The sequence below is a fragment of the Micromonospora sp. RB23 genome, assembly GCF_053585025.1.
The window spans coordinates 5754072-5772652 of the sequence record NZ_CM132111.1 but is presented as its reverse complement, the minus strand read 5'-3'; the positions used below and the strand labels follow the sequence as shown (position 1 = coordinate 5772652).

The 18581-nt window shown below is 72.6% G+C and carries 21 protein-coding genes; 11 read left to right on the top strand and 10 right to left on the bottom strand.

Features of this window, described 5'->3' with window-relative positions; translation table 11 throughout:
- The first annotated feature begins 202 nt into the window (after nt 1-202).
- On the top strand, nt 203-421 hold the full coding sequence (locus ACTFTM_RS26220) for a hypothetical protein (protein WP_449563076.1): 219 nt from the start codon (nt 203-205) through the stop codon (nt 419-421).
- Here ACTFTM_RS26220 and ACTFTM_RS26215 read toward each other — a convergent pair.
- On the bottom strand, nt 388-1146 hold the full coding sequence (locus ACTFTM_RS26215; protein ID WP_449563075.1) for a phosphodiesterase: 759 nt from the start codon (nt 1144-1146) through the stop codon (nt 388-390). The two genes, ACTFTM_RS26220 and ACTFTM_RS26215, sit on opposite strands and share 34 nt — an antisense overlap.
- Nucleotides 1147-1252: 106 nt before the next feature.
- Here ACTFTM_RS26215 and ACTFTM_RS26210 point away from each other — a divergent pair, with 106 nt between their 5' ends.
- From ACTFTM_RS26210 to ACTFTM_RS26195, 4 genes are all read left to right on the top strand, one after another.
- A complete protein-coding gene (locus tag ACTFTM_RS26210) occupies nt 1253-2545 on the top strand; it encodes a M16 family metallopeptidase (RefSeq protein ID WP_355052234.1) in 1293 nt (430 codons plus the stop codon).
- The gene (locus ACTFTM_RS26205; RefSeq protein WP_449563074.1) at nt 2542-3885 is read left to right on the top strand and encodes a M16 family metallopeptidase; all 1344 of its coding nucleotides are present in this window, start codon (nt 2542-2544) and stop codon (nt 3883-3885) included. Before ACTFTM_RS26210 ends, ACTFTM_RS26205 begins: the two co-directional genes overlap by 4 nt.
- A gap of 161 nt (nt 3886-4046) precedes the next feature.
- Nucleotides 4047-5072, top strand: coding sequence for an aspartate-semialdehyde dehydrogenase (locus tag ACTFTM_RS26200; RefSeq protein WP_449563073.1), 1026 nt, complete (start codon nt 4047-4049; stop codon nt 5070-5072).
- Nucleotides 5073-5206: 134 nt separating this feature from the next.
- Nucleotides 5207-5647 (top strand): PPOX class F420-dependent oxidoreductase, encoded by a 441-nt coding sequence (locus tag ACTFTM_RS26195; protein WP_449563072.1) that lies wholly within the window; start codon nt 5207-5209, stop codon nt 5645-5647.
- 67 nt (nt 5648-5714) lie between these two features.
- Here ACTFTM_RS26195 and ACTFTM_RS26190 read toward each other — a convergent pair whose 3' ends face one another.
- The gene (locus ACTFTM_RS26190; protein WP_449563071.1) at nt 5715-6296 is read right to left on the bottom strand and encodes a nucleotidyltransferase family protein; all 582 of its coding nucleotides are present in this window, start codon (nt 6294-6296) and stop codon (nt 5715-5717) included.
- Nucleotides 6297-6413: 117 nt separating this feature from the next.
- Here ACTFTM_RS26190 and ACTFTM_RS26185 point away from each other — a divergent pair, with 117 nt between their 5' ends.
- The 5 genes from ACTFTM_RS26185 to ACTFTM_RS26165 all read left to right on the top strand — a co-directional run bounded on the left by ACTFTM_RS26185 (nt 6414) and on the right by ACTFTM_RS26165 (nt 10681).
- Nucleotides 6414-6545, top strand: coding sequence for a hypothetical protein (locus tag ACTFTM_RS26185; RefSeq protein ID WP_449563070.1), 132 nt, complete (start codon nt 6414-6416; stop codon nt 6543-6545).
- A gap of 88 nt (nt 6546-6633) precedes the next feature.
- Nucleotides 6634-7050 (top strand): CBS domain-containing protein, encoded by a 417-nt coding sequence (locus ACTFTM_RS26180; RefSeq protein WP_355052239.1) that lies wholly within the window; start codon nt 6634-6636, stop codon nt 7048-7050.
- Between the two features lie 351 nt (nt 7051-7401).
- Nucleotides 7402-7773, top strand: coding sequence for an SCP2 sterol-binding domain-containing protein (locus ACTFTM_RS26175; RefSeq protein WP_449563069.1), 372 nt, complete (start codon nt 7402-7404; stop codon nt 7771-7773).
- Nucleotides 7773-9833, top strand: coding sequence for an amylo-alpha-1,6-glucosidase (locus ACTFTM_RS26170; RefSeq protein ID WP_449563068.1), 2061 nt, complete (start codon nt 7773-7775; stop codon nt 9831-9833). Before ACTFTM_RS26175 ends, ACTFTM_RS26170 begins: the two co-directional genes overlap by 1 nt.
- A gap of 95 nt (nt 9834-9928) precedes the next feature.
- The gene (locus tag ACTFTM_RS26165) at nt 9929-10681 is read left to right on the top strand and encodes a lysophospholipid acyltransferase family protein (protein WP_449563067.1); all 753 of its coding nucleotides are present in this window, start codon (nt 9929-9931) and stop codon (nt 10679-10681) included.
- Nucleotides 10682-10819: 138 nt separating this feature from the next.
- Here the strand turns inward: ACTFTM_RS26165 and ACTFTM_RS26160 are convergent, their stop codons facing one another.
- The 5 genes from ACTFTM_RS26160 to ACTFTM_RS26140 form a co-directional block, all read right to left on the bottom strand.
- Nucleotides 10820-11530, bottom strand: coding sequence for a hypothetical protein (locus ACTFTM_RS26160; protein WP_449563066.1), 711 nt, complete (start codon nt 11528-11530; stop codon nt 10820-10822).
- Between the two features lie 71 nt (nt 11531-11601).
- Complete coding sequence (locus tag ACTFTM_RS26155) at nt 11602-12315, bottom strand: response regulator transcription factor (RefSeq protein ID WP_449563065.1); 714 nt, start codon at nt 12313-12315, stop codon at nt 11602-11604.
- Nucleotides 12288-13499 (bottom strand): hypothetical protein, encoded by a 1212-nt coding sequence (locus ACTFTM_RS26150; RefSeq protein WP_449563064.1) that lies wholly within the window; start codon nt 13497-13499, stop codon nt 12288-12290. Before ACTFTM_RS26150 ends, ACTFTM_RS26155 begins: the two co-directional genes overlap by 28 nt.
- Entirely contained in the window at nt 13489-14667 is a 1179-nt protein-coding gene (locus tag ACTFTM_RS26145) for a sensor histidine kinase (RefSeq protein ID WP_449563063.1), read from the bottom strand. Before ACTFTM_RS26145 ends, ACTFTM_RS26150 begins: the two co-directional genes overlap by 11 nt.
- 119 nt (nt 14668-14786) lie before the next feature.
- Complete coding sequence (locus tag ACTFTM_RS26140) at nt 14787-15182, bottom strand: VOC family protein (RefSeq protein ID WP_449563062.1); 396 nt, start codon at nt 15180-15182, stop codon at nt 14787-14789.
- Nucleotides 15183-15299: 117 nt separating this feature from the next.
- Here ACTFTM_RS26140 and ACTFTM_RS26135 point away from each other — a divergent pair, with 117 nt between their 5' ends.
- The gene (locus ACTFTM_RS26135; protein ID WP_449563061.1) at nt 15300-16316 is read left to right on the top strand and encodes a hypothetical protein; all 1017 of its coding nucleotides are present in this window, start codon (nt 15300-15302) and stop codon (nt 16314-16316) included.
- A 6-nt stretch (nt 16317-16322) separates the two neighbouring features.
- Here ACTFTM_RS26135 and ACTFTM_RS26130 read toward each other — a convergent pair whose 3' ends face one another.
- The 3 genes from ACTFTM_RS26130 to ACTFTM_RS26120 form a co-directional block, all read right to left on the bottom strand.
- On the bottom strand, nt 16323-17216 hold the full coding sequence (locus ACTFTM_RS26130) for a septum formation family protein (protein ID WP_449563060.1): 894 nt from the start codon (nt 17214-17216) through the stop codon (nt 16323-16325).
- 359 nt (nt 17217-17575) lie between these two features.
- Nucleotides 17576-17863, bottom strand: a complete 288-nt coding sequence (locus ACTFTM_RS26125; RefSeq protein WP_449563059.1) for a hypothetical protein — start codon at nt 17861-17863, stop codon at nt 17576-17578.
- An 84-nt stretch (nt 17864-17947) separates the two neighbouring features.
- Complete coding sequence (locus ACTFTM_RS26120) at nt 17948-18511, bottom strand: dihydrofolate reductase family protein (RefSeq protein WP_449563058.1); 564 nt, start codon at nt 18509-18511, stop codon at nt 17948-17950.
- Nucleotides 18512-18581 lie beyond the last annotated feature (70 nt).

The window sequence follows — 18581 nt, the reverse complement described above, 5'->3', positions numbered from 1 at the left end:
ACAGCTCCTGCCCGGCCGGCTCGGTCCGTGGTGACGTCAGATCATGGTGAAGTCACCGGCGTGCCAGCCGGCTGCCTAAACCATGGATACGTCCTCATCACCCGGCCAGCCTACCCGACCCGGCGGGGCTCGCCGGTCCCTCGTCCCAGGATGCGGAGTGAACACCGCGTGCGGAGGCTGGGCCCGGGGTAACAGGGGTGCCATGACTGACGAGCAGAGCGAGCAGGAGCGGGCGGAGTCCCGCGCGCACCACCTCCTTCCCGAGGAGGTCGCGGCGGGCAGCGACGATCCGCAGGCACAGGCGGAGGCCATCCTCGCCGAGTCGGACCTGCGCGAGGCGGACCAGAACGCGGCCCCGGACACGGTGTTGGAACGGCGTACCTCCGATCAGACGGTGGTCGCCGTCGAACCGCCGGACTGAACCGTCGCGCCACGGGCCCGGCGTGACCCCCGGTAGGTCTGCTCGCGCAACCAGGCGAGCGGACCTGCCGCCCGGAGTCCGGACGGCAGGTTGCGTACCGGGTCGAAGGCCAGCGCGGCGTCCTGACGGGCGTCGAGCGGGGCACCGAGGCCGACCTCGCCGACCGGCCGCCACGGCCCGACGGCGGACGCGACCGCGAGCACCAGGCGCGGCGCGTCCGTCCGGGCCGCGGCCGTCACAGCGGCCAGGGTGCGACCGAGGTCGACCGCTTCCGGGTCGGCCAACGCGGCCAACCAGAGTCGGCGCCGGCTCGTGCGATAACCCATGATCGTGCTGTACGTCCCGGAGAAGCCGCGGCGGGGCAGTGGCAGGTTCCGCAGCACCGGAGCGGCGCCGCTGGAGCTGACCAGCAGGTCGAACGGGCGCCCCTGGCCGGGGTGCACGCGCAGCGCCAGGCCCAGCACGTCCGGCCACCCGCCTGGCGTGGGCGTCCCCCGGGACAAGCGGACCGTGCCCGCGTACTCACCGGGGTTGTCCAGGAGACCGACGCCGACGGGCGGTCCGGGCGTACCCCAGATCGTCACCCGCGCGGCGAACGACGCGCCCGCCGGATGCAGCAACCGGCCGCGGCGCAGGTGGCCGAGCGCGGCGCTCGCGTGTTCGACGGCGCGGGCGGCCGGTCCGGCGGCGCGGCGCGCGGACCCCTCGGGCATCGGTCGGGTCATACCTCTGCGGTACCCCGAGCGACGGACTCGATGCGGGCGAGCGGGTCGGCTCGCCGAGCCGCCACGCGTCACCGCTCCGCCCCGGAGATCGGATAGCGTCGTGCCCATGCCCGACAGTGGTTATCCCTGGCCCATCGAGACGTCCCGACTCGACAACGGCCTGCGTGTGGTGGTGAGCGAGGATCGGACCGCGCCCGCCGTGGCCGTGAACCTCTGGTACGACGTCGGATCCCGGCACGAACCGGCCGGGCAGACCGGCTTCGCCCACCTCTTCGAACACCTCATGTTCGAGGGTTCGGTGAACGTGGCGAAGACCGAGCACATGAAGCTGATCCAGGGCTCCGGCGGCTCGCTGAACGCCACCACCAACCCGGACCGGACGAACTACTTCGAGACGGTCCCGGCCGAGCACCTGGAGTTGGCGCTCTGGCTGGAGGCCGACCGGATGGGCGGGCTCGTTCCGGCGCTCACGCAGGAGACGCTGGACAACCAGCGTGAGGTGGTCAAGAACGAGCGCCGGCAACGCTACGAGAACGTCCCGTACGGGGACGCCTGGCTGCGGCTGCTGCCGCTGCTCTACCCGCCGGGGCATCCGTACCACCACTCGACGATCGGCTCGATGGCCGACCTGAACGCCGCCGACCTGGCCACCTTCCAGGCGTTCCACGAGATGTACTACGCGCCGAACAACGCGGTGCTCACCGTCGTCGGCGACGCCACGGCCGCCGAGGTGTTCGCGCTGGCCGACAAGTACTTCGGCGCGCTGCCCGCCCGCGACGACATCCCGGCCGCCCCGGACGGTCGCAGTGTCCCGGCGACCGGGCAGCCCGCGGTGGAGACGGTGACCGCCGACGTGCCCGCGCCGCGCGTCTACGTCGCGCACCGCGGTCACCCGTTCGGCACCCCCGGGTACGACGTGCTCACCGTGCTCGCCACGGTCCTCGGCAGCGGTCGTGGCAGTCGGCTCTACCAGCGGCTCGCCGACGGCGAGCGGATCGCCCAACCCGACCTGGTCGGCGCGTACGGGGTGGATCTCGCACACGCGCCGGCGCCGCTGATCGCCACCGCCACGGCCCGGCCCGGGGTGAGCGCCGAACGGCTGACCGAAGGGCTCGCCGAGGTCGTCGACGAGTTGGCCACCGTGCCGGTCACCGCCGCCGAGCTGGACCGGGCCAAGGCGCTGCTGAGCACCGCGTGGTGGCGGCAGATGTCGACGGTGGACGGCCGCGCGGACACGCTCGGCCGGTACGCCACCCAGTTCGGTGACCCGGCCCGGGCCGCCGACCGGCTGCCCGCCTGGCTCGCCGTGACCGCCGAGCAGATCGCCGAGACGGCCGCCGAGGTGCTCGGCGCCGCCGACCGGGTGACCCTGACCTACGTGCCCGAGGAGACCGCATGACGCTGATCACCGACCGTCCCGGCCCGGGCGCCGCTCGCCCGTACCGGTTCCCGCCGGTGGTCCGCCGCGCGGCAGGTGGCGGCCGGGTGGTCGCCGCGCACCTGCCCGGGCAGAACCTCGCCGTCGCCTTGCTGCTGCTCGACGCCGGTGCCGGCCGCGAGCTGACCGGCAAGGAAGGGCTGGGCGGCGTCCTGGCCAAGGCCATGGAGGAGGGCACCGCGCAGCGGGACGCCACCGCCTACGCGCTGGCCATCGAGGCGCTGGGCACCGAACTGGTGACCGGGCTGGACTGGGATTCGTTCCAGGTCAGCGTGCAGGTCCCGGTGGACCGGTTGACCGCCGCCGTGGAACTGCTCGCCGAGGCCGTCCGGACGCCCCGGCTCGAATCGACCGACGTGCGCCGGGTCCGCGACGACGAGGCGAACGCGTTGCGCATGGACTGGGCCAACCCCGGCCCGCGCGCCGACGCCGCGCTGCGCGCCGACCTGTTCGGCGCCGACACGCGGTGGGGACGACCGATGTACGGCGACCCGGACTCGGTTGCCGCCCTGGACGTGGAGGACATCACCGTCTTCCATTCCGAGTGGTTCCTGCGGCCGGGCACCCTGGTCGTCGCCGGTGACCTGGACCGGATCGACCTGGACGCGCTGGCGGCTGCGGCGTTCGCCGGCACCGGAGGCGGCCCGGCCGAGCAGGGCGGCCCGATCGAGGTGTCGCCGCGCCCCGGCCGGCGGATCATCCTGGTGGACCGCCCGGGCTCGGTGCAGTCCACGCTGCGGCTGGGCCACCCGTCGCCGCACCGGGCGCACCCCGACCACGTGCCGATGACCCTCGCCGGCACGGTCCTCGGTGGGGCGTTCACCTCCCGGCTCAACCACCTGATCCGCGAGGTGCGCGGCTACACGTACGGCATCCGGGGCGAGTTCGCCTCGTCCCGCCGGTTCGGCCGGTTCGCGGTCAGCTCGGGCGTGCAGACCGCGGTGACCACGCCGGCCCTGGTCGAGGCGGTGGGCGAGATCGCGCGTACGCAGGCCGGGGGCGTGACCGAGGACGAGCTGGCGGTGGCCCGGTCCTGGCGGGCCGGGCAGCTCTCGGTCGAGTTGCAGAGCCCCCGGGCGATCGCGTCCGCCCTGACCACGCTCGTGGTGCACGACCTGCCGGACGACTACCACGCCCGGCTGCGCGAGGAACTGCTCAGCGCCGACGTGGACCAGGTCTCCGCCGCGGCGGCAGCTCACCTGCACCCCGACGCGATGACCCTGGTCGTCGAGGGCGACGCGGCGGTGATCCGTGAAGACCTGGAGTCGGCGGCCCTGGGAGACCTGCACCTGCTCCCCTGACCCCGGCACATCCTCGTTGATCATGAAGTTGTTGTCGGCTGGCACGGCGTGTCGTGGCACCAACTTCATGATCGACGCGGGTGGGGCCCGGGTGTGAGGTGGCACCCGGGGGGTGGGAAAGGGGTCCCGGTTCCGGGGGTGGGGTGGGTAGCCTCCGGGGCATGAGGATCGGCATTGTGGGGGCCACCGGCCAGGTCGGTGGCGTGATGCGGCAGGTGCTGGCGGAGCGGAAGTTCCCGGCGGAGCAGGTGCGATTGTTCGCCTCGGCGCGGTCCGCGGGGCGTACGCTGCCGTGGCGCGACGAGGAGGTGACCGTCGAGGACGCCGCGACGGCGGACTACTCCGGGCTGGACATCGTGCTCTTCTCGGCCGGTAAGGGCACGGCCAGGGAGTTGGCTCCCAGGGTCGCCGAGGCCGGCGCCGTGGTGATCGACAACTCGTCGGCGTTCCGGATGGACCCGCTGGTGCCGCTGGTGGTCGCCGAGGTCAACCCACACGCCGCGGCCGACCGCCCGAAGGGCATCATCGCCAACCCCAACTGCACGACGATGGCCGCGATGCCGGTGCTGCGCCCGCTGCACGCCGAGGCAGGTCTGGTCGGCCTGGTCGTCTCGACGTACCAGGCGGTCTCCGGCGCCGGGCTGGCCGGCGTCGCCGAACTGGACGAGCAGGTCCGCAAGGTCGCCGAGCACGCCGCCGGGCTCGCCTTCGACGGGTCGGCCGTCGAGTTCCCCGCGCCGCGCTCGTTCGCCGAACCGATCGCCTTCAACGTGCTGCCGCTGGCCGGCTCGATCGTCGACGACGGCTCGTTCGAGACCGACGAGGAGCAGAAGCTCCGCAACGAGAGCCGCAAGATCCTGGAAATCCCCGACCTCAAGGTCTCCGGCACCTGCGTCCGGGTGCCGGTCTTCACCGGCCACTCGCTACAGATCAACGCCCGCTTCGCACGGCCGATCACGCCGCAGCGGGCCCACGAACTGCTGGCCGACGCGCCCGGCGTCGCGCTGACCGCCGTGCCGACGCCGTTGCAGGCCGCCGGGCAGGACCCGACCTACGTGGGCCGCATCCGCGCCGACGAGACCGTCGAGTACGGGCTGGCGCTCTTCTGTTCCAACGACAACCTGCGCAAGGGCGCGGCCCTCAACGCCGTACAGCTCGCCGAGTTGGTCGCCGCCGAACGGCGCTGACCGTTCACCGTCCCCTGCGGGCCCGACCGGTTCACGGTCCGGGCCCGCAGTCGGTGCTGGGCGGCACGTCGGGAGCGGGAGCGCGCCGATCGTGTTTGGATGGACGGAGCCGACCGTGCCACCTGGAGGAAGCCGTGCCGGAGGACCCCAACCAGCAGGCGTTGACCGACCTGATCGCCGGTCGTTCGATGGGCGTGCTCGCCACCATCAAGCGTGACGGACGACCGCAGATGTCCACCGTGGTCTACGCGTTCGATCCCGCAGCCGGCCTGATTCGGGTCTCGGTCACCGACGGCCGGGCCAAGACCGCCAACCTCCGTCGGGACCCGCGCGCCAGCTTCCACGTCAGCAGCGAGGACGGCTGGGCGTACGCGGTCGTCGAGGGGCGGGCCGAGCTGACCGCCACGGCGGCCGACGTCGATGACGCCACGGTCGAGGAACTGGTGGGGCTCTACCGGTCGTTGCGTGGCGAGCACCCGGACTGGGCGGAATACCGCAGCGCCATGGTCGCCGAGCAGCGGCTGGTGCTGCGCCTGCACGTGGAGCGGATCTACGGGATGCCGCCCCGCTCCTGACGGGTCACGCCGTCCCGCGCTCTGGTGCGCACGCCCCCTTCCGGTGCGCCGCGATGCCGGATGCCGGTCAGCCCGGCTCGATCACGGTCACCCCGGGCCAGCGTTGCGCGGGCCGGTGGCGAGCCAGCCGCTGGCGGGACCGCGCCACGTCCACCCGGGTCGGGTTGTGCCGCCACACCCCGCCCAGCAGGTCCGCGAGGCCGTACGGGGCGCAGATCTCCAACTCACCGTCCGCCGACAGGCGCACGGCCACGGCCGTGGCGTACTCCGGCCAGGTGGCCACCGCCTCGGCGACGCTGCGGTACGGGGCGATCGGCTCTCCGCCGAACTTCGAGGCGTACCAGGTGTGTACGGCTGCCTGGTTGCGCGCCTCCCACGGCGGTTCCGGCCAGGCCGCGGCCAGTCGGGCCGTGGCCCGGTGGTCGTCGTCGCGGGACAGTCTTGCCGGGTCGAAGAAGACCACGTCCACGTCGCGGACCGTCGTCGGGTCGAACCCGTCGCCGTACCGCTCGCCCCAGACCAGGTCGCGTAGGGCGCCCGCGCCGATCCAGGCGTCGGGCAGGCCGGAGTCGCGGACCACCGTCAGCGCCCGGCCCAACCAGGCGTTGCCGGCGACCAGCTCCCGCAGCTCACGCTCGCCTGTCCGCACCTCATCCACGGTAGGCGGCGCCGCCGGAGCACGCTGCCCCGCCTCGCGGGTGCTGGGACCGTCGGCGGGTATACCCCACCGCCGCAACGGGCCGCGGTCGGCATCCCGGGGTACGCGTTGGCGGTTCTCATCGGGTTCGTCAGCGAACCGCTGTTCGCGTTGACGATCTTCCTGCTGCTGCCGATGTTCCACATCCTGATGAACAGTGGTCTCTACGAGCTGCGCCGCCTGCGCCGGCCGGACGGATAGCCCGCGGCACGGGTCGCCCCGGCCGACCGCGTTACCCCCTGCGGGGCGGCGGGTAGACGGGCCGTGCCGACACCGAGAGGGGAGCACCATGACAACGGTCGGAGAGTTCATGACGACCCGGTTGGTGACGATGGACGGCAACGACACGCTGATCGCCGCCGCGCAGGAGATGCGCGACAGTGCCATTGGTGACGTGGTGGTGACCGATGGCGACAGTGTCGTCGGTATCGTCACGGACCGGGACATCACGGTCCGGGGTGTCGCGGAGAACATGGACCCGGGCTCGACCCGGCTGAACCAGATCACCAGCCGCGATGTGATCACCGTGAGCCAGTACGACGACGCGGTGTCCGCCGCGGACCTGATGCGTACCTACGCCGTACGCCGACTGCCGGTGGTCGACGAGGGTCGCCTGATCGGCCTGGTCTCCATGGGTGACCTCGCGGTCGAGCGTGAGCCGCAGTCGGTGCTGGCCGACATCAGCGCCGACGAGCCGAACAACTGACGCACGCCGCCACAACCGCCGGCCCTCCGTCCCGGAGGGCCGGCGCGCCCATATCCCCGCCCGCCCCCCTGGCCCCCGCGCCGCCCCGCCCGCTCCCGGTGATCAAGAGGTTCGCGTCACGACACGCCGGGAGCGGTGACGCCAACCTCTTGATCACCGAGGCAGAGCGGGCGGGAGGGGGCGGGAGGGGGGCGGGGGCGGGCAGGGCGGGGCGGGGCGGGTCACCCTATTTGGGCGAGGTTGGGTCTGTGGGGTGCGGGGACCCGTGCGGGGACGTGCGATGACGGCCGTGCGCGGGTGCGCGCCGGGTGGATTGCGGCGGCCCGGCCGACTGGGGAAGGAGTGGACCCGATGGTGGACGCGACCACGAGGTTCTTCGAGGACCTGGACCGGCGGGGGTACGAGCCACTGCTGGCGAAGACCTCCGGGACACTGCGGATCGACCTGCACGAGGGGGCGCAGACCCGGCACTGGCTGCTGAAGATCGACCGCGGGCGGCTCGACGTGAGCCAGGAGGACCGTGAGGCCGACACGGTGATCGGCGCCGACCCGATGCTGTTCGACGAGATAGCGGCCGGTCGTGAGCACGGCCTTGCCGCCGTGTTGCGCGGGGACATGACGGTGTCGGGGGACGCCCGGCTGTTGGTGCAGGTGGAGCGGATCCTCCCCGGGTCGCCGGACGCCCGTGGGCCGCGTCGCCGCTTCGCGGGGGAGGTGCGGTGATGGGACAGAGCAACACGATCCGGATCCTGGACGGCAGCACGTTTGTCGTCTGCGAGGACACCGGCGACATCGAGGCGACGCCGAGCGAACCGACCGGGCTCTTCTCCCTCGACACCCGCTTCCTGTCGACGTGGGTGCTGAGCGTCAACGGGGAACGCCTCAACTCGCTCTCGTACGACGATCTGCAGTACTTCGAGTCCCGGTTCTTCCTGGTGCCGGGGATGGCCACGCACTACGTGGACGCGAAGTTGTCGATCATCCGCGAGCGGGCGGTCGGCGGCAGCTTCCGGGAACAGCTCACCATCCTCAACCACGACGAGAAGGCGGTCGACCTGGAAATCCGGATGGACGCGGCGGCCGACTTCGCCGACCTGTTCCAGGTCAAGGACGAGATCCTGAACAAGAAGGGCGAGATCTACACCGAGGTCGAGGCCGACAAGCTGCGCCTGGGCTACCGCCGGGGCAACTTCCGGCGGGAGACGATCATCTCGTCGTCGGTGTCGGCTCGCTACGACAACCGGGGTTTCGCGTACACCGTCCACCTGGAACCGAACGAGCAGTGGGACGCGACGATCGACGTGCAGACGCGCGCGGTCGGGCCTGGGGACCGGGACCTGCGGATGGGCGTACGCGTGCACGGCGGCGAGCGGCTGGCCCTGCAACACGACCTGGAGCAGTGGATCGCGGACGCGCCGAAGGTCAACAGTGAGCACGGTCGGGTGTCCAGCACGTACCGCCGTAGTCTGATCGACCTCGCGGCGCTGCGCTTCTCGCCGCTGTCGCTCGGTGGCGCGACCCTGCCCGCGGCCGGTCTGCCCTGGTTCATGACCATGTTCGGCCGGGACAGCATCCTCACCTGCCTCCAGACGCTGCCGTTCACGCCGCAGCTGTCGAAGACGACGCTGCGCATCCTGGCGTCCCTGCAGGGCAGCCGGTTCGACGACTTCCGGGACGAGGATCCGGGGCGGATCCTGCACGAGATGCGCTACGGCGAGACCGCCGCCTTCGAGGAGCAGCCGCACTCGCCCTACTACGGATCGGTGGACGCCACCCCGCTGTTCCTCGTGCTGCTCGACGAGTACGAGCGGTGGAGCGGGGACGTGGCGCTGGTCAAGGAGTTGGAGCAGGAGTCCCGGGCCGCGCTCAGGTGGATCGACAGCTACGCGGACCTGATCGGCAACGGCTACATCTGGTACGAGCGCCGAAACACCGAGACGGGCCTGGAGAACCAGTGCTGGAAGGACTCCTGGGACTCGATCTCCTACTCCGACGGCACCCTGCCGCCGTTCCCGCGGGCCACCTGCGAGGTGCAGGGGTACGCGTACGACGCGAAGATCCGCGCGGCCCGGATGGCCCGCCTGTTCTGGGATGACCCGGAGTTCGCCGACCAGTTGGAGCGGGAGGCGGCGGAGCTGAAGGAGCGGTTCAACCGGGACTGGTGGGTCGCCGACGGCGAGTACTACGCGCTGGCCCTGGACCCGGACGGTCGTCAGTGCGACGTCCTCAGCTCCAACATCGGTCACCTCCTGTGGAGCGGGATCGTCGATCCGGCGCGGGCCGAGAAGCTCGCGGCGCACCTGGTCGGACCGCGACTGTTCTCCGGTTGGGGGGTGCGCACGCTCGCCGAGGGGGAGGCGCGGTACAACCCGATCGGCTACCACAACGGCACGATCTGGCCGTTCGACAACTCCTTCATCGCGTGGGGACTGCGTCGGTACGGCTTCGCCGAGGAGGCCGCCACCATCGCCAACGGCATCCTGGACGCGGCCACCTACTTCGACGGGCGGCTGCCGGAGGCGTTCGGCGGCTACCCGCGGGAGCTGACCAAGTTCCCGGTGGAGTACCCGACGGCGTGCAGCCCGCAGGCCTGGTCGACGGGTACGCCGCTGCTGCTGCTGCGCACCATGCTCGGTCTCGAGCCGCACGACGGTCACCTGGCGGTCGAGCCGCGTCTCCCGGTCGGGATGGGCCGGATCGAGGTTCTGGACATTCCGGGTCGTTGGGGGCGGGTGGACGCCTTCGCCCGCGGCCGGCTCGACCTGGACAGCCTCTCCGACTGAGCCGCGAGCGGGGCCTACCGGCGGCGGCGCGCCACCCGCGTCGCCGCCGGGCCGCCGCCCAGGCGATACCCAGCCGGGCACGGTAGATTCTGCGGATGCCGGAGCTCGTGTACCCGCCCGTTATCGCCGCTGCCAAGACGATGTTCCGGGTCCTCGACCTGAAGATCACCATCGAGGGCGCCCACCACGTACCCCGCACGGGCGGGGCCGTTTTGGCCAGCAACCACGTCAGCTACCTCGACTTCATCTTCGCGGGATTGGGCGCGAACGCCTCGGGCCGGCTGGTCCGGTTCATGGCCAAGCAGTCGGTGTTCGCGCACCGGATCTCCGGCCCGCTGATGCGCGGCATGCGACACATTCCCGTGGACCGACAGGCGGGCGCGGCCTCGTTCCGCTCCGCCGTCGACGCGCTCAAGCGCGGGGAGGTCGTGGGCGTCTTTCCCGAGGCGACCATCAGCCGGTCGTTCACCGTCAAGGAACTCAAGAGCGGCACCGTCCGGATGGCCCGCTCGGCGAAGGTGCCGGTGCTGCCGGTCGCGTTGTGGGGCACCCAGCGGCTCTGGACGAAGGGTCGTCCCCGCACCCTCACCCGCCGCCACACGCCCATCACGATCCTGATCGGCGAGCCGATCCTGCCGGCGGACTTCCCGGACCCGAACGTGCTGGCCGCCGAGTTGACGACCCGGCTGAGCGCGCTCGTGGATCGGGCCCAGCGCGAGTACCCGGATGCGCCGGCCGGTCCGGAGGACACCTGGTGGCTGCCGGCGCACCTCGGCGGGAGCGCGCCGACGCCGGAGGAGGCCGCCGCGCTGGACGCCGACGGGGAGGAACGCGCCCCCAGCCTCTGACGACGCCGGTCCGACAATGCCCGGGCAGCGACGCCAGCCGCCAGCGCCGCTCGGGCAACGACGCCAGTGCCGTCCGGGCGGCGACGCCCGGGCGCGTGGCCGGCGACGTCCGGGGTACGCCGCCAGCGGCCCTCAGCCTCAGTGACGCCCGGACGTGCCGTCCGCGAAGCCGTCCCACGAGCTGGGCGCCGGCCCCGAGCGGTAGTAGTCGTCGCGGGAGCGGAACTCCACCGGCAGGGAGCCGGGCAGTGTGATCCGGGGTTCCCCGGCGAGCAACGCCGGGCCGGCACGCAGCAGCAGGACGTCGCGCTCCTGGGCGGAGAGGTCGACGAGTTGCGGGCGGGTGAGCCGGAACATGGCCACCGACCGGCGGACCTGCCGAGCCAGCGCGATGACCTCGCCCGGTGACCCGCCCAGCGCGAGCGCCGGCTGTTGAATCGTCCGCAACGCGTCGCAGACGATCATCAGTTGTGCCGGGTCGGTGGGCGGAAGCTCCAGCCGGGACGGCCACTGCCAGCGGATCTGGCCGGTCATCAGGCCGTTCAGTCGGCCGGCGGGCCGGGGTCGGGGCGCGTCGTCGGCGACCAGCGAGAGCTGCGAGCCGGTACCCACCCAGCAGATCCGCTGGTCGGTCACGGTCACCGAGACCGGTCCGGGAAGCTGCCAGGCGCATCGCGTCTCCGTCGGCCCCAGCAGGTAGCCCGCCACGAGCAGCCGGTGCCGCCCGAGAATCTTCTCGCCGGGCAGCGGACGCATGTCGTACCGCCGGTCGAGGGTGGGGCCGGCATCGTCGTCCGGCGCGTCGAACCGGTGCGGACCGATGAAGAAGGGGGACGCGTCGGCATGCATCGTCACGACCTCCCGGTGAGCTGGCTGTGCGTTGAGCTTCGCCGATTCGTCGGCCACTGTCATGACGCCCGTTAGGGGGTCGTCCGGTCGTGCGTCGCCTGTGACCGGTAGATGCCGATCTCCTCCGGGCGGACGAGGCCGTCCTCGATCGCACGGGCGAGCAGTGCCGCCTTTGTGGCTGCGGGCCGCCCCGCCCGGGTGTACTTGATCCGCGCACGGTCGACGTACTGCTTCACGGTGTGCTCGCTGATCTGCATGCGGCGCGCCACCGACGCCTTGGACATCGACTGGAACCAGAGCAGCAGGGCCTCGCGCTCCTTGTCGGACAGTGCCGGCCGGTCGGGGCGCGGGTCGCCGACCATCGCGCCGGCCAGCGCCGGCGGCACGTACGGGCGGTCGCTCGCGGCGGCCAGCACGGTCGCCACGCAGTGTTCCCGGCCCTCGTGCTTGGCCAGGAACGCCACCGCTCCGGCGTCCAGCGCGGCGAGCATCGTCTCCGGGTCGGTGTGCTCGGAGTAGACCACCACCCGCCGTCCGGTGGCGCTCAGCTCGGCCAGCTTGTCCAGCGCCATCCGGCCGTGCAGCCGCAGGTCGAGCAGGACGACGTCGGCGTCGGGCGCGGCGCGTAGCACCTCGTCCGGGTCGTCCCCGGTGGCCAGCACGGTCAGTCGCGGTTCGCTGGCGAGCCAGGCGCGTACCCCCTCGACTACCACCGGGTGATCGTCGACGATCGCGACCCCGATCGGCCGGTCACCGGTCATGTCGACCATCGGGTCTGCGCCCATCTGATGTCCCCGTCCCGTTCGTAAAGGTGCTGTACCGGTCCGTCCTCGGGGTCGGGGGGCGGACCGGTCGCGTCCGGTCCCTCCCGGTCCGGCGTGACGAGGCTGACCACCACCTCGTCCGGGCCGGACACCACGGTCAGGCGGGCCCACCCGCGGGCGTCGGCGAGCAGGCTGGTGAGCGGGTCGGCCAGCCGGCGACGGATCTCCACCGGCAGCGGTGGCGGGTTGCCGATGGCGACCAGGTCGATCGGCAACCCGTTGCGTTCGGCCAGGTCGGCGGCGGCCCGTAGCTCGTGCAGGAGTGGGTCGGGCACGTCGTCGGATTCGGCGATCAGGCGGCGCAGTCGGGCGGCGGCCAGTACGGACCGGCGCTGCACCTCCGGGTCGGCCGGGTCCGCCTCCCCGGCGGCCAGCTCGCCGAGCACCCGCCCGGCTGCCGCGCCCACCAGGGCGAGCCGGTCACGGCGTTCCTGCCGGCCCTGCTCTGCGGCGGCCCGTTCCGCGGCGATCGTGTGCATCGCCGCGGCAGCGGCGGCGCGGTCCCGGGCCAGGCCGACGATCACCGCGCTGCCGGCGAAGACCGCCACCGGCAGCGAGAACGTGCCGTAGACGTACATGGTGTAGCGGGCCAGGTCGGCCGTGCTCGGCGCGTACGCGAGGACGGCCGCGAGCGCGATCAACGCGTGGGTGGTCAGCAGCGCGACGAGACCGCCGACCCGCCGCCCCCACAACGCGAGCACGAAGAACCAGCCGAGCGTGCCCCACACCCAGTTGGCGGCGGTGAACAGCTGCCGTTCGCCGACTGCGGCGAAGACCGCCGCGTCGACGGCGATCAGCACCCCGGCGAGCGGCCACGGCGGCAGCGGCGTGCCGCGCAGCAGCCGTACGCCGGCCACCGCCCCGGTCACGGCGACCAGGACCCAGCCGCCCACCACGACCGTCGGCGCGACGAACTCCGTGCGGGTCGCCAGCACCGCCGGCAGTCCGATCGCGACGTGCCAGGCCAGCGCGATGGCTACGGCGACGATGCGCGCGCCCCGGTCGGAGGCCTGCGCGACGGCGGCCGGCGCGGCGAGCACCGGCTGCTCGGGTGTGGGCCTGTCGACCGGGCCGGGTCGAGGCACCGGCACCGGCCCGACACGGGTGCCGGTGCGGTCCGCCGTCGCGCCGAGGTCAGCCGTCACCGGGCCACTCCAGTCGAATCCGGGTGCCGGCGCCGGGCGCGGAACACACCTCGGCCCGCCCGCCGACCGCCGCCATCCGCCCGTGGATCGACTCGCGCAGACCGTACCGGTGCGCGGGGACGGTGGCCGGGTCGAACCCCGGGCCGTCGTCGACCACCTCGGCCACGACGGCGACCGCGTCGCGGCTCAGCCGCAGTGTGGCCCGCGCGCCCGGGGCGTGCCGGGCCACGTTGGACAGCGCCGCGTAGGCGCTTTCGGTGATCGCGTCGGCCACCCCGGCGGGCACCGCGCAGGCGGCCAGCTCGAGGCTCACCGGCAGCTCGGGCAGCCGGTCGGGCACCGCGCGCAGCCGCTCGTCGAGCGGCACCGGGCCGTCGCCGGGCGTCGGGCCGTGGTCGGTCAACGCGACGAGGGTACGCAGGTCGGTGGCGCACCGCTCACGGAACGCGGCCGACGGGCCGGGTACCGCGCCGAGCCCCACCATGGTCAGGGTGCCGAGCACCGTGTCGTGCAGGTCCCGGTTCTGCTGGCGTTCCGCCTCCCGGGCGGTCCGCGCGACCAGCGCCTCCCGGGTGAGCCGCTGGTGCTCGGCGAACGCCTGGTCGGCCCGACCGATCCGGCGGCGCATCACCGCCGTCATCATCGCCGTGCAGCCGGTCTGCACGAGCAGCGTGGCGGCGTGTGCCCGGGCCTCGGTGAGGTTGCCGGCCGCCTGTGCGCCCGCCACGTACGTGGCGGTGACCAGCAGCCCGGCCGGGATCGACCAGCGGGTCCGGGCGGTGGCCTGCGCGTTGATCACCGTGGTGCTGGCGAGCACCGCGATCCAACTGCCCTCGCCCGGCAGCACCTCGGGTGCCACCAGGCGGGGGATGAGCAGGCAGGCCGCGGCGGTGACCGCGACGTCACCGGCGACCAGCGCCGGCGTGATCCCGTGGCGCAGCGCGCGGGCCGCGTACCAGATCGACCAGCCGGTCAGCGCGGCCACACCGGGCAGCAGCAGGGTCGCGTCCACCGGCGGGGTACGCACCGACAACGCCACGGCGGCGCCGACCAGTCCGCACGTCAGCCGCAGCAGGGCCGGCAGGGTGGTGAAGATGAAGCTGAACGCCCCGCCGGCCGGATTGTCGAGGGCGGGCGGTGGCATGGTCGGGGCGGCAGTCGCCGGCATCGGGAGGTGTCCTTCCGACAACGACCCGGTACCGGGTCCGCACGGCGGAGATCGACATCGGAGAATAGCATGGCGAATGGTGAGCGTTCACCTACCGGATGCGTGGTGTCGCCTTCTCGTCACTCTGCGCTGCGGGGCTGGATCAGGTCCCAGCGATTGCCGTACAGGTCGACGAAGACCGCCACCGAGCCGTACGCCTCGTGTCGGGGCTCCTCCAGGAACCGTACGCCGGCCGCGACCATCCGGGCGTGAGCTGCGGCGAAGTCCTCGGTGTGCAGGAACAGGCCGACCCGGCCACCGGTCTGGTCGCCCACCCGCGCCCGCTGTTCGACGGTGGTGGCCCGGGCCAGCAGCAGGGCCGTCTCACGCGCTCCGGGAGGGCGCACGACCACCCAGCGTGAGCCGTCCGGGCGTGGGGTGTCCTCCACCAACTCGAAGCCGAGCCCGCCGACGTAGAAGTCGATCGCCTCGTCGTACTCGTTCACCAGCAACGCGACCAGTCCCAGATGTGCCATCCGCCCATTGTGCGCAACGGGTGGTCCGACTCCGGCGGGCGGCGTCGCCCACAGTCGGCGACGTCACGCGGGAACCCCGCCGGATGCCCGCCCGTCTCATCGGGCGGCGGAGAGGTGGTGAGCGGGATGCGCTCGGGCGGAACGACACTTGTGGCGACGCTGCTCGGCCTGGGGCTGTGCGGCCTGGCACTCACCGGCTGCGCCGGACCGGGCGCCCCGCCAAAGGGCCCCGGCCCGGCCGAGATCGCCGAGAAGTGGACCTCCTGCGCCGAGATCGCGCCGCAGGCGGGCGTCCTGCCCGTACCCCGAGCACCGGCGGTGACGCCGCCGGCCGGCGGCGAGCCGCGCGTCGGACGGATCGACCCGGCGTTCACCCCGGTCGCCGCCGTGCTGTGCGGCCGCGACGTCGTGCCCGGGGCCGCAGGTGGTCGGGAGCAGGTGGCCGTCGAGCGCCGCGCGGACGACGTCGGCCCGCTGGTCGCCGCGCTGGGACTGGCCGACGAGGAACGAGGTCGGGGCGACGTCGCCTGCACCGCCGACATGCTCCTTCCACCCTGGCTGGCGCTGCTCGACGACAAGGGTCGGTGGCTGCGGCCGTACCTGCCGACGGACGCCTGCGGCAAGCCGCGCACGGAGGTCCGCGCGGCGCTGGACGGGCTGCGGCTGACCACTGTCGACAGCCGTACCGTCGGGATCGTCGAATCCTCGGAGGCCGAGGCCGCCGGGTGCGCGCAGCGGTGGTCGGACATGGTGTGGGTGGAGAGCACCCTGGGACGTCCCGGCCGCGTCGCGGCCGGCGTCGGCCCGACGGTCGGGCCGCTGCGCCTCTGCGTCTACCAGGTGCCCCCGTCCGAGCGCGGCGGCGGGAAGCCGGCCGGTGACTTCGTGTACGGCCGGCCGCTGCCGCCCGGACGGCAGGCGGACGTGCTGCGGGCGCTGGCCGGCACCCGGCCGGCGGCCGACTGCGCCACCCCGGCGTCCCGCTTCGCGGTGCTCAGGGCCGTCGACGGGAGCGGACCCGAGTGGTACGTGGAACTCGACGCCTGCCGGCGCTTCCTGGTCGTGGCGTCACCCGGTGGAGCGCAGCTCGGGCAGGGCGATGCCGCGCTGGCGGCGTTGCTGGGACCGAGCTGACCCGCCCTATCGGATCGGCAGCGCCTTCGTGCCGCCGCCGGCGATCGAGCGCTTGACGGTGGTGCCGCCGGACCAGTAGTAGCAGCGCACGCCGCGATCACCGCGCTCCCACAGCAGGCGGTTCGGAAAGCGGTACGAGGTGCCGGTGCGGTAGATCAGGTCGCCGTCCACCGGCACCTTCGCGTACCGGGCGATGACCTTCCGGCAAGCCGCGTGGATGGAGTCTTCGTCCCGGGTCGCGTCCGCCCAGGAGCGATCCGGGGCCGTCCAGGTGCCCGCGTACTCGAACTGGTGCCCGGCGGTGCAGGCGACCGGCCGCAGCAGATGCCACCTGTCCTCGTTCATGCACCCGTAGTGCAGCGGGGAACGGCTGGCCAGGGCGTTCCGCAGCGAGCCGGCCCGCTCGATCGCCGCGTCACTGTCGCCGTTCGGGCCGCTGACCTCGTTCAACTCGTAGATGTCGCACCGGTACCAGCGCGCGCCACCGGCCCAGGCGGCCGGCGACGCCGGCACGACCTGTAGCGACAGCCGGGCGTCGCGCCACTCGCCGGCCACGAACTTCTTGGCGCGGCTGTCGCAGTCGGCGAAGGTCGACCGTAGCGTCGCCGACTCCGTCTTGGGCGGCGCGGTCCGGTCGGCCAGCGCGCCGGTGAAGGTGCCCACGTAGAAGGTCTCGACCTTGTGGGTCTTGTCGCAGGCGACGGGGGAGTAGCTGGCCAGGTACGACGTGGCCGCGTCGATGAGGTGGCACTCGTCGGCCTTCGGGACGAACTGCTGCGCCGCCGCCATCGGGCGCCAGTCGTCGGCCAGGTCACCATCGGTGCCGGCGGGTGTGCCGCAGCCCGCCAGCGTCGCCGTGAGGACCGCAGCCGTGAGCGCCGCCCAGCCGTACCGTCGCATGTGTTTCTCCCCGTGCCCCCGTGTCGAACGCGCGCAGCATATGGCACCGCCGCGACGGACCGGCACCGGCTTCCGGTGCCTTCTGCTCGGCCGTACCGCCACGTGTCGTCACCAGGTGCCGGGGCCGCTCCCATCGCCGTTGATCATGAAGTTAGCGCCACTGGGCTCGGCGTGTCGTGACGACAACTTCATGATCAACGGAGGAGGCGTGCTGGTGCCGGGCGGCCAACACCTGTGCTTCCTTCTCCCGGCTGATTCCGATCTCGGCGGTCCGAACGCACACACGGGCTGCGTCACTTTCCTGCCGGTTGCTGGGTGCACGCGATCCTGCCGCAGGCTCGGCGATCGGCGATGGACGGTCAGCCCGGGCCGCGGACGATGTCGCCGGACGACTCCACCAGGTCGACGAAGCGGCGCAGGATGGGCCAGGGGACGTCCCCGCCGTCGGCGCTGAACGTCACGTCGCGAGCCGGACGTGGCGTGAACGGCCCGTCGTCCGGCGTCGCGTCGGGAATCGTGACGGTGATGTACGGGCCGGTCCCGGGTGCTCCGGTCAGTCCAACCAACTCGTACTGCCACGCGTAGTCGGGCAGGCTGTAGTACGAGTTGACCTCGTACAGCTTGCCATCGTGATCCCAGACCTCCATCTCCGCAGGATCACACGTCCTCCTCAAGAGGGCACGACGAACAGATCCTGGACGTCCGCCTCCGAATCTGGCCGGGAGCTGTGTTCAGCGTCTGGTCTCGTACCTGGCCAGCAGCACGCCCCCAGGGAACGTCCGGGTCTCCACCAGGCTCAGGTGCACCCACTTGTCGATGGCGGTGAAGAACGGTCTGCCACCGCCGATCAGGACCGGGTGGGTGACGACCGCGTACTCGTCGATCAGACCCTCCCGCATGGCCGCCGCCGCGAGGGTGGCGCCGGCGATGTCCAACGGACCGCCGTCCCCGTCCTTGAGCCGGGTGATCTCGGTGACCGCGTCGCCGGTGTGCAGGCGGGCGTTCCAGTCGACCGTCTCGAGCGTCGAGGAGAACACCACCTTCGGCATGTCCCGCCAGCGGCCGGCGAACTCGATCGTCGCCGGTGTGGCACCCGGCTGCTGGTCGGCCGTCGGCCAGTGGGAACTCATCGCCTCCCACAGTCTGCGCCCGTACAGCGCCGTGCCCGTCGCCGCCACCCGGTCGGACCACCACTGGAACAGCTCGTCGCTCGGCACACCCCATCCGAGGTCGTCACCGGGCGCGGCGACGTAGCCGTCCAGGCTCACGCTCATACCGAAGGTCAGTTTCCGCATCGTGCCAGCCTGCCGTAAGTCAGTCCTCGACGGTTGGACCGGCACAATGCAAGAAGAAGATCCCGTCCGC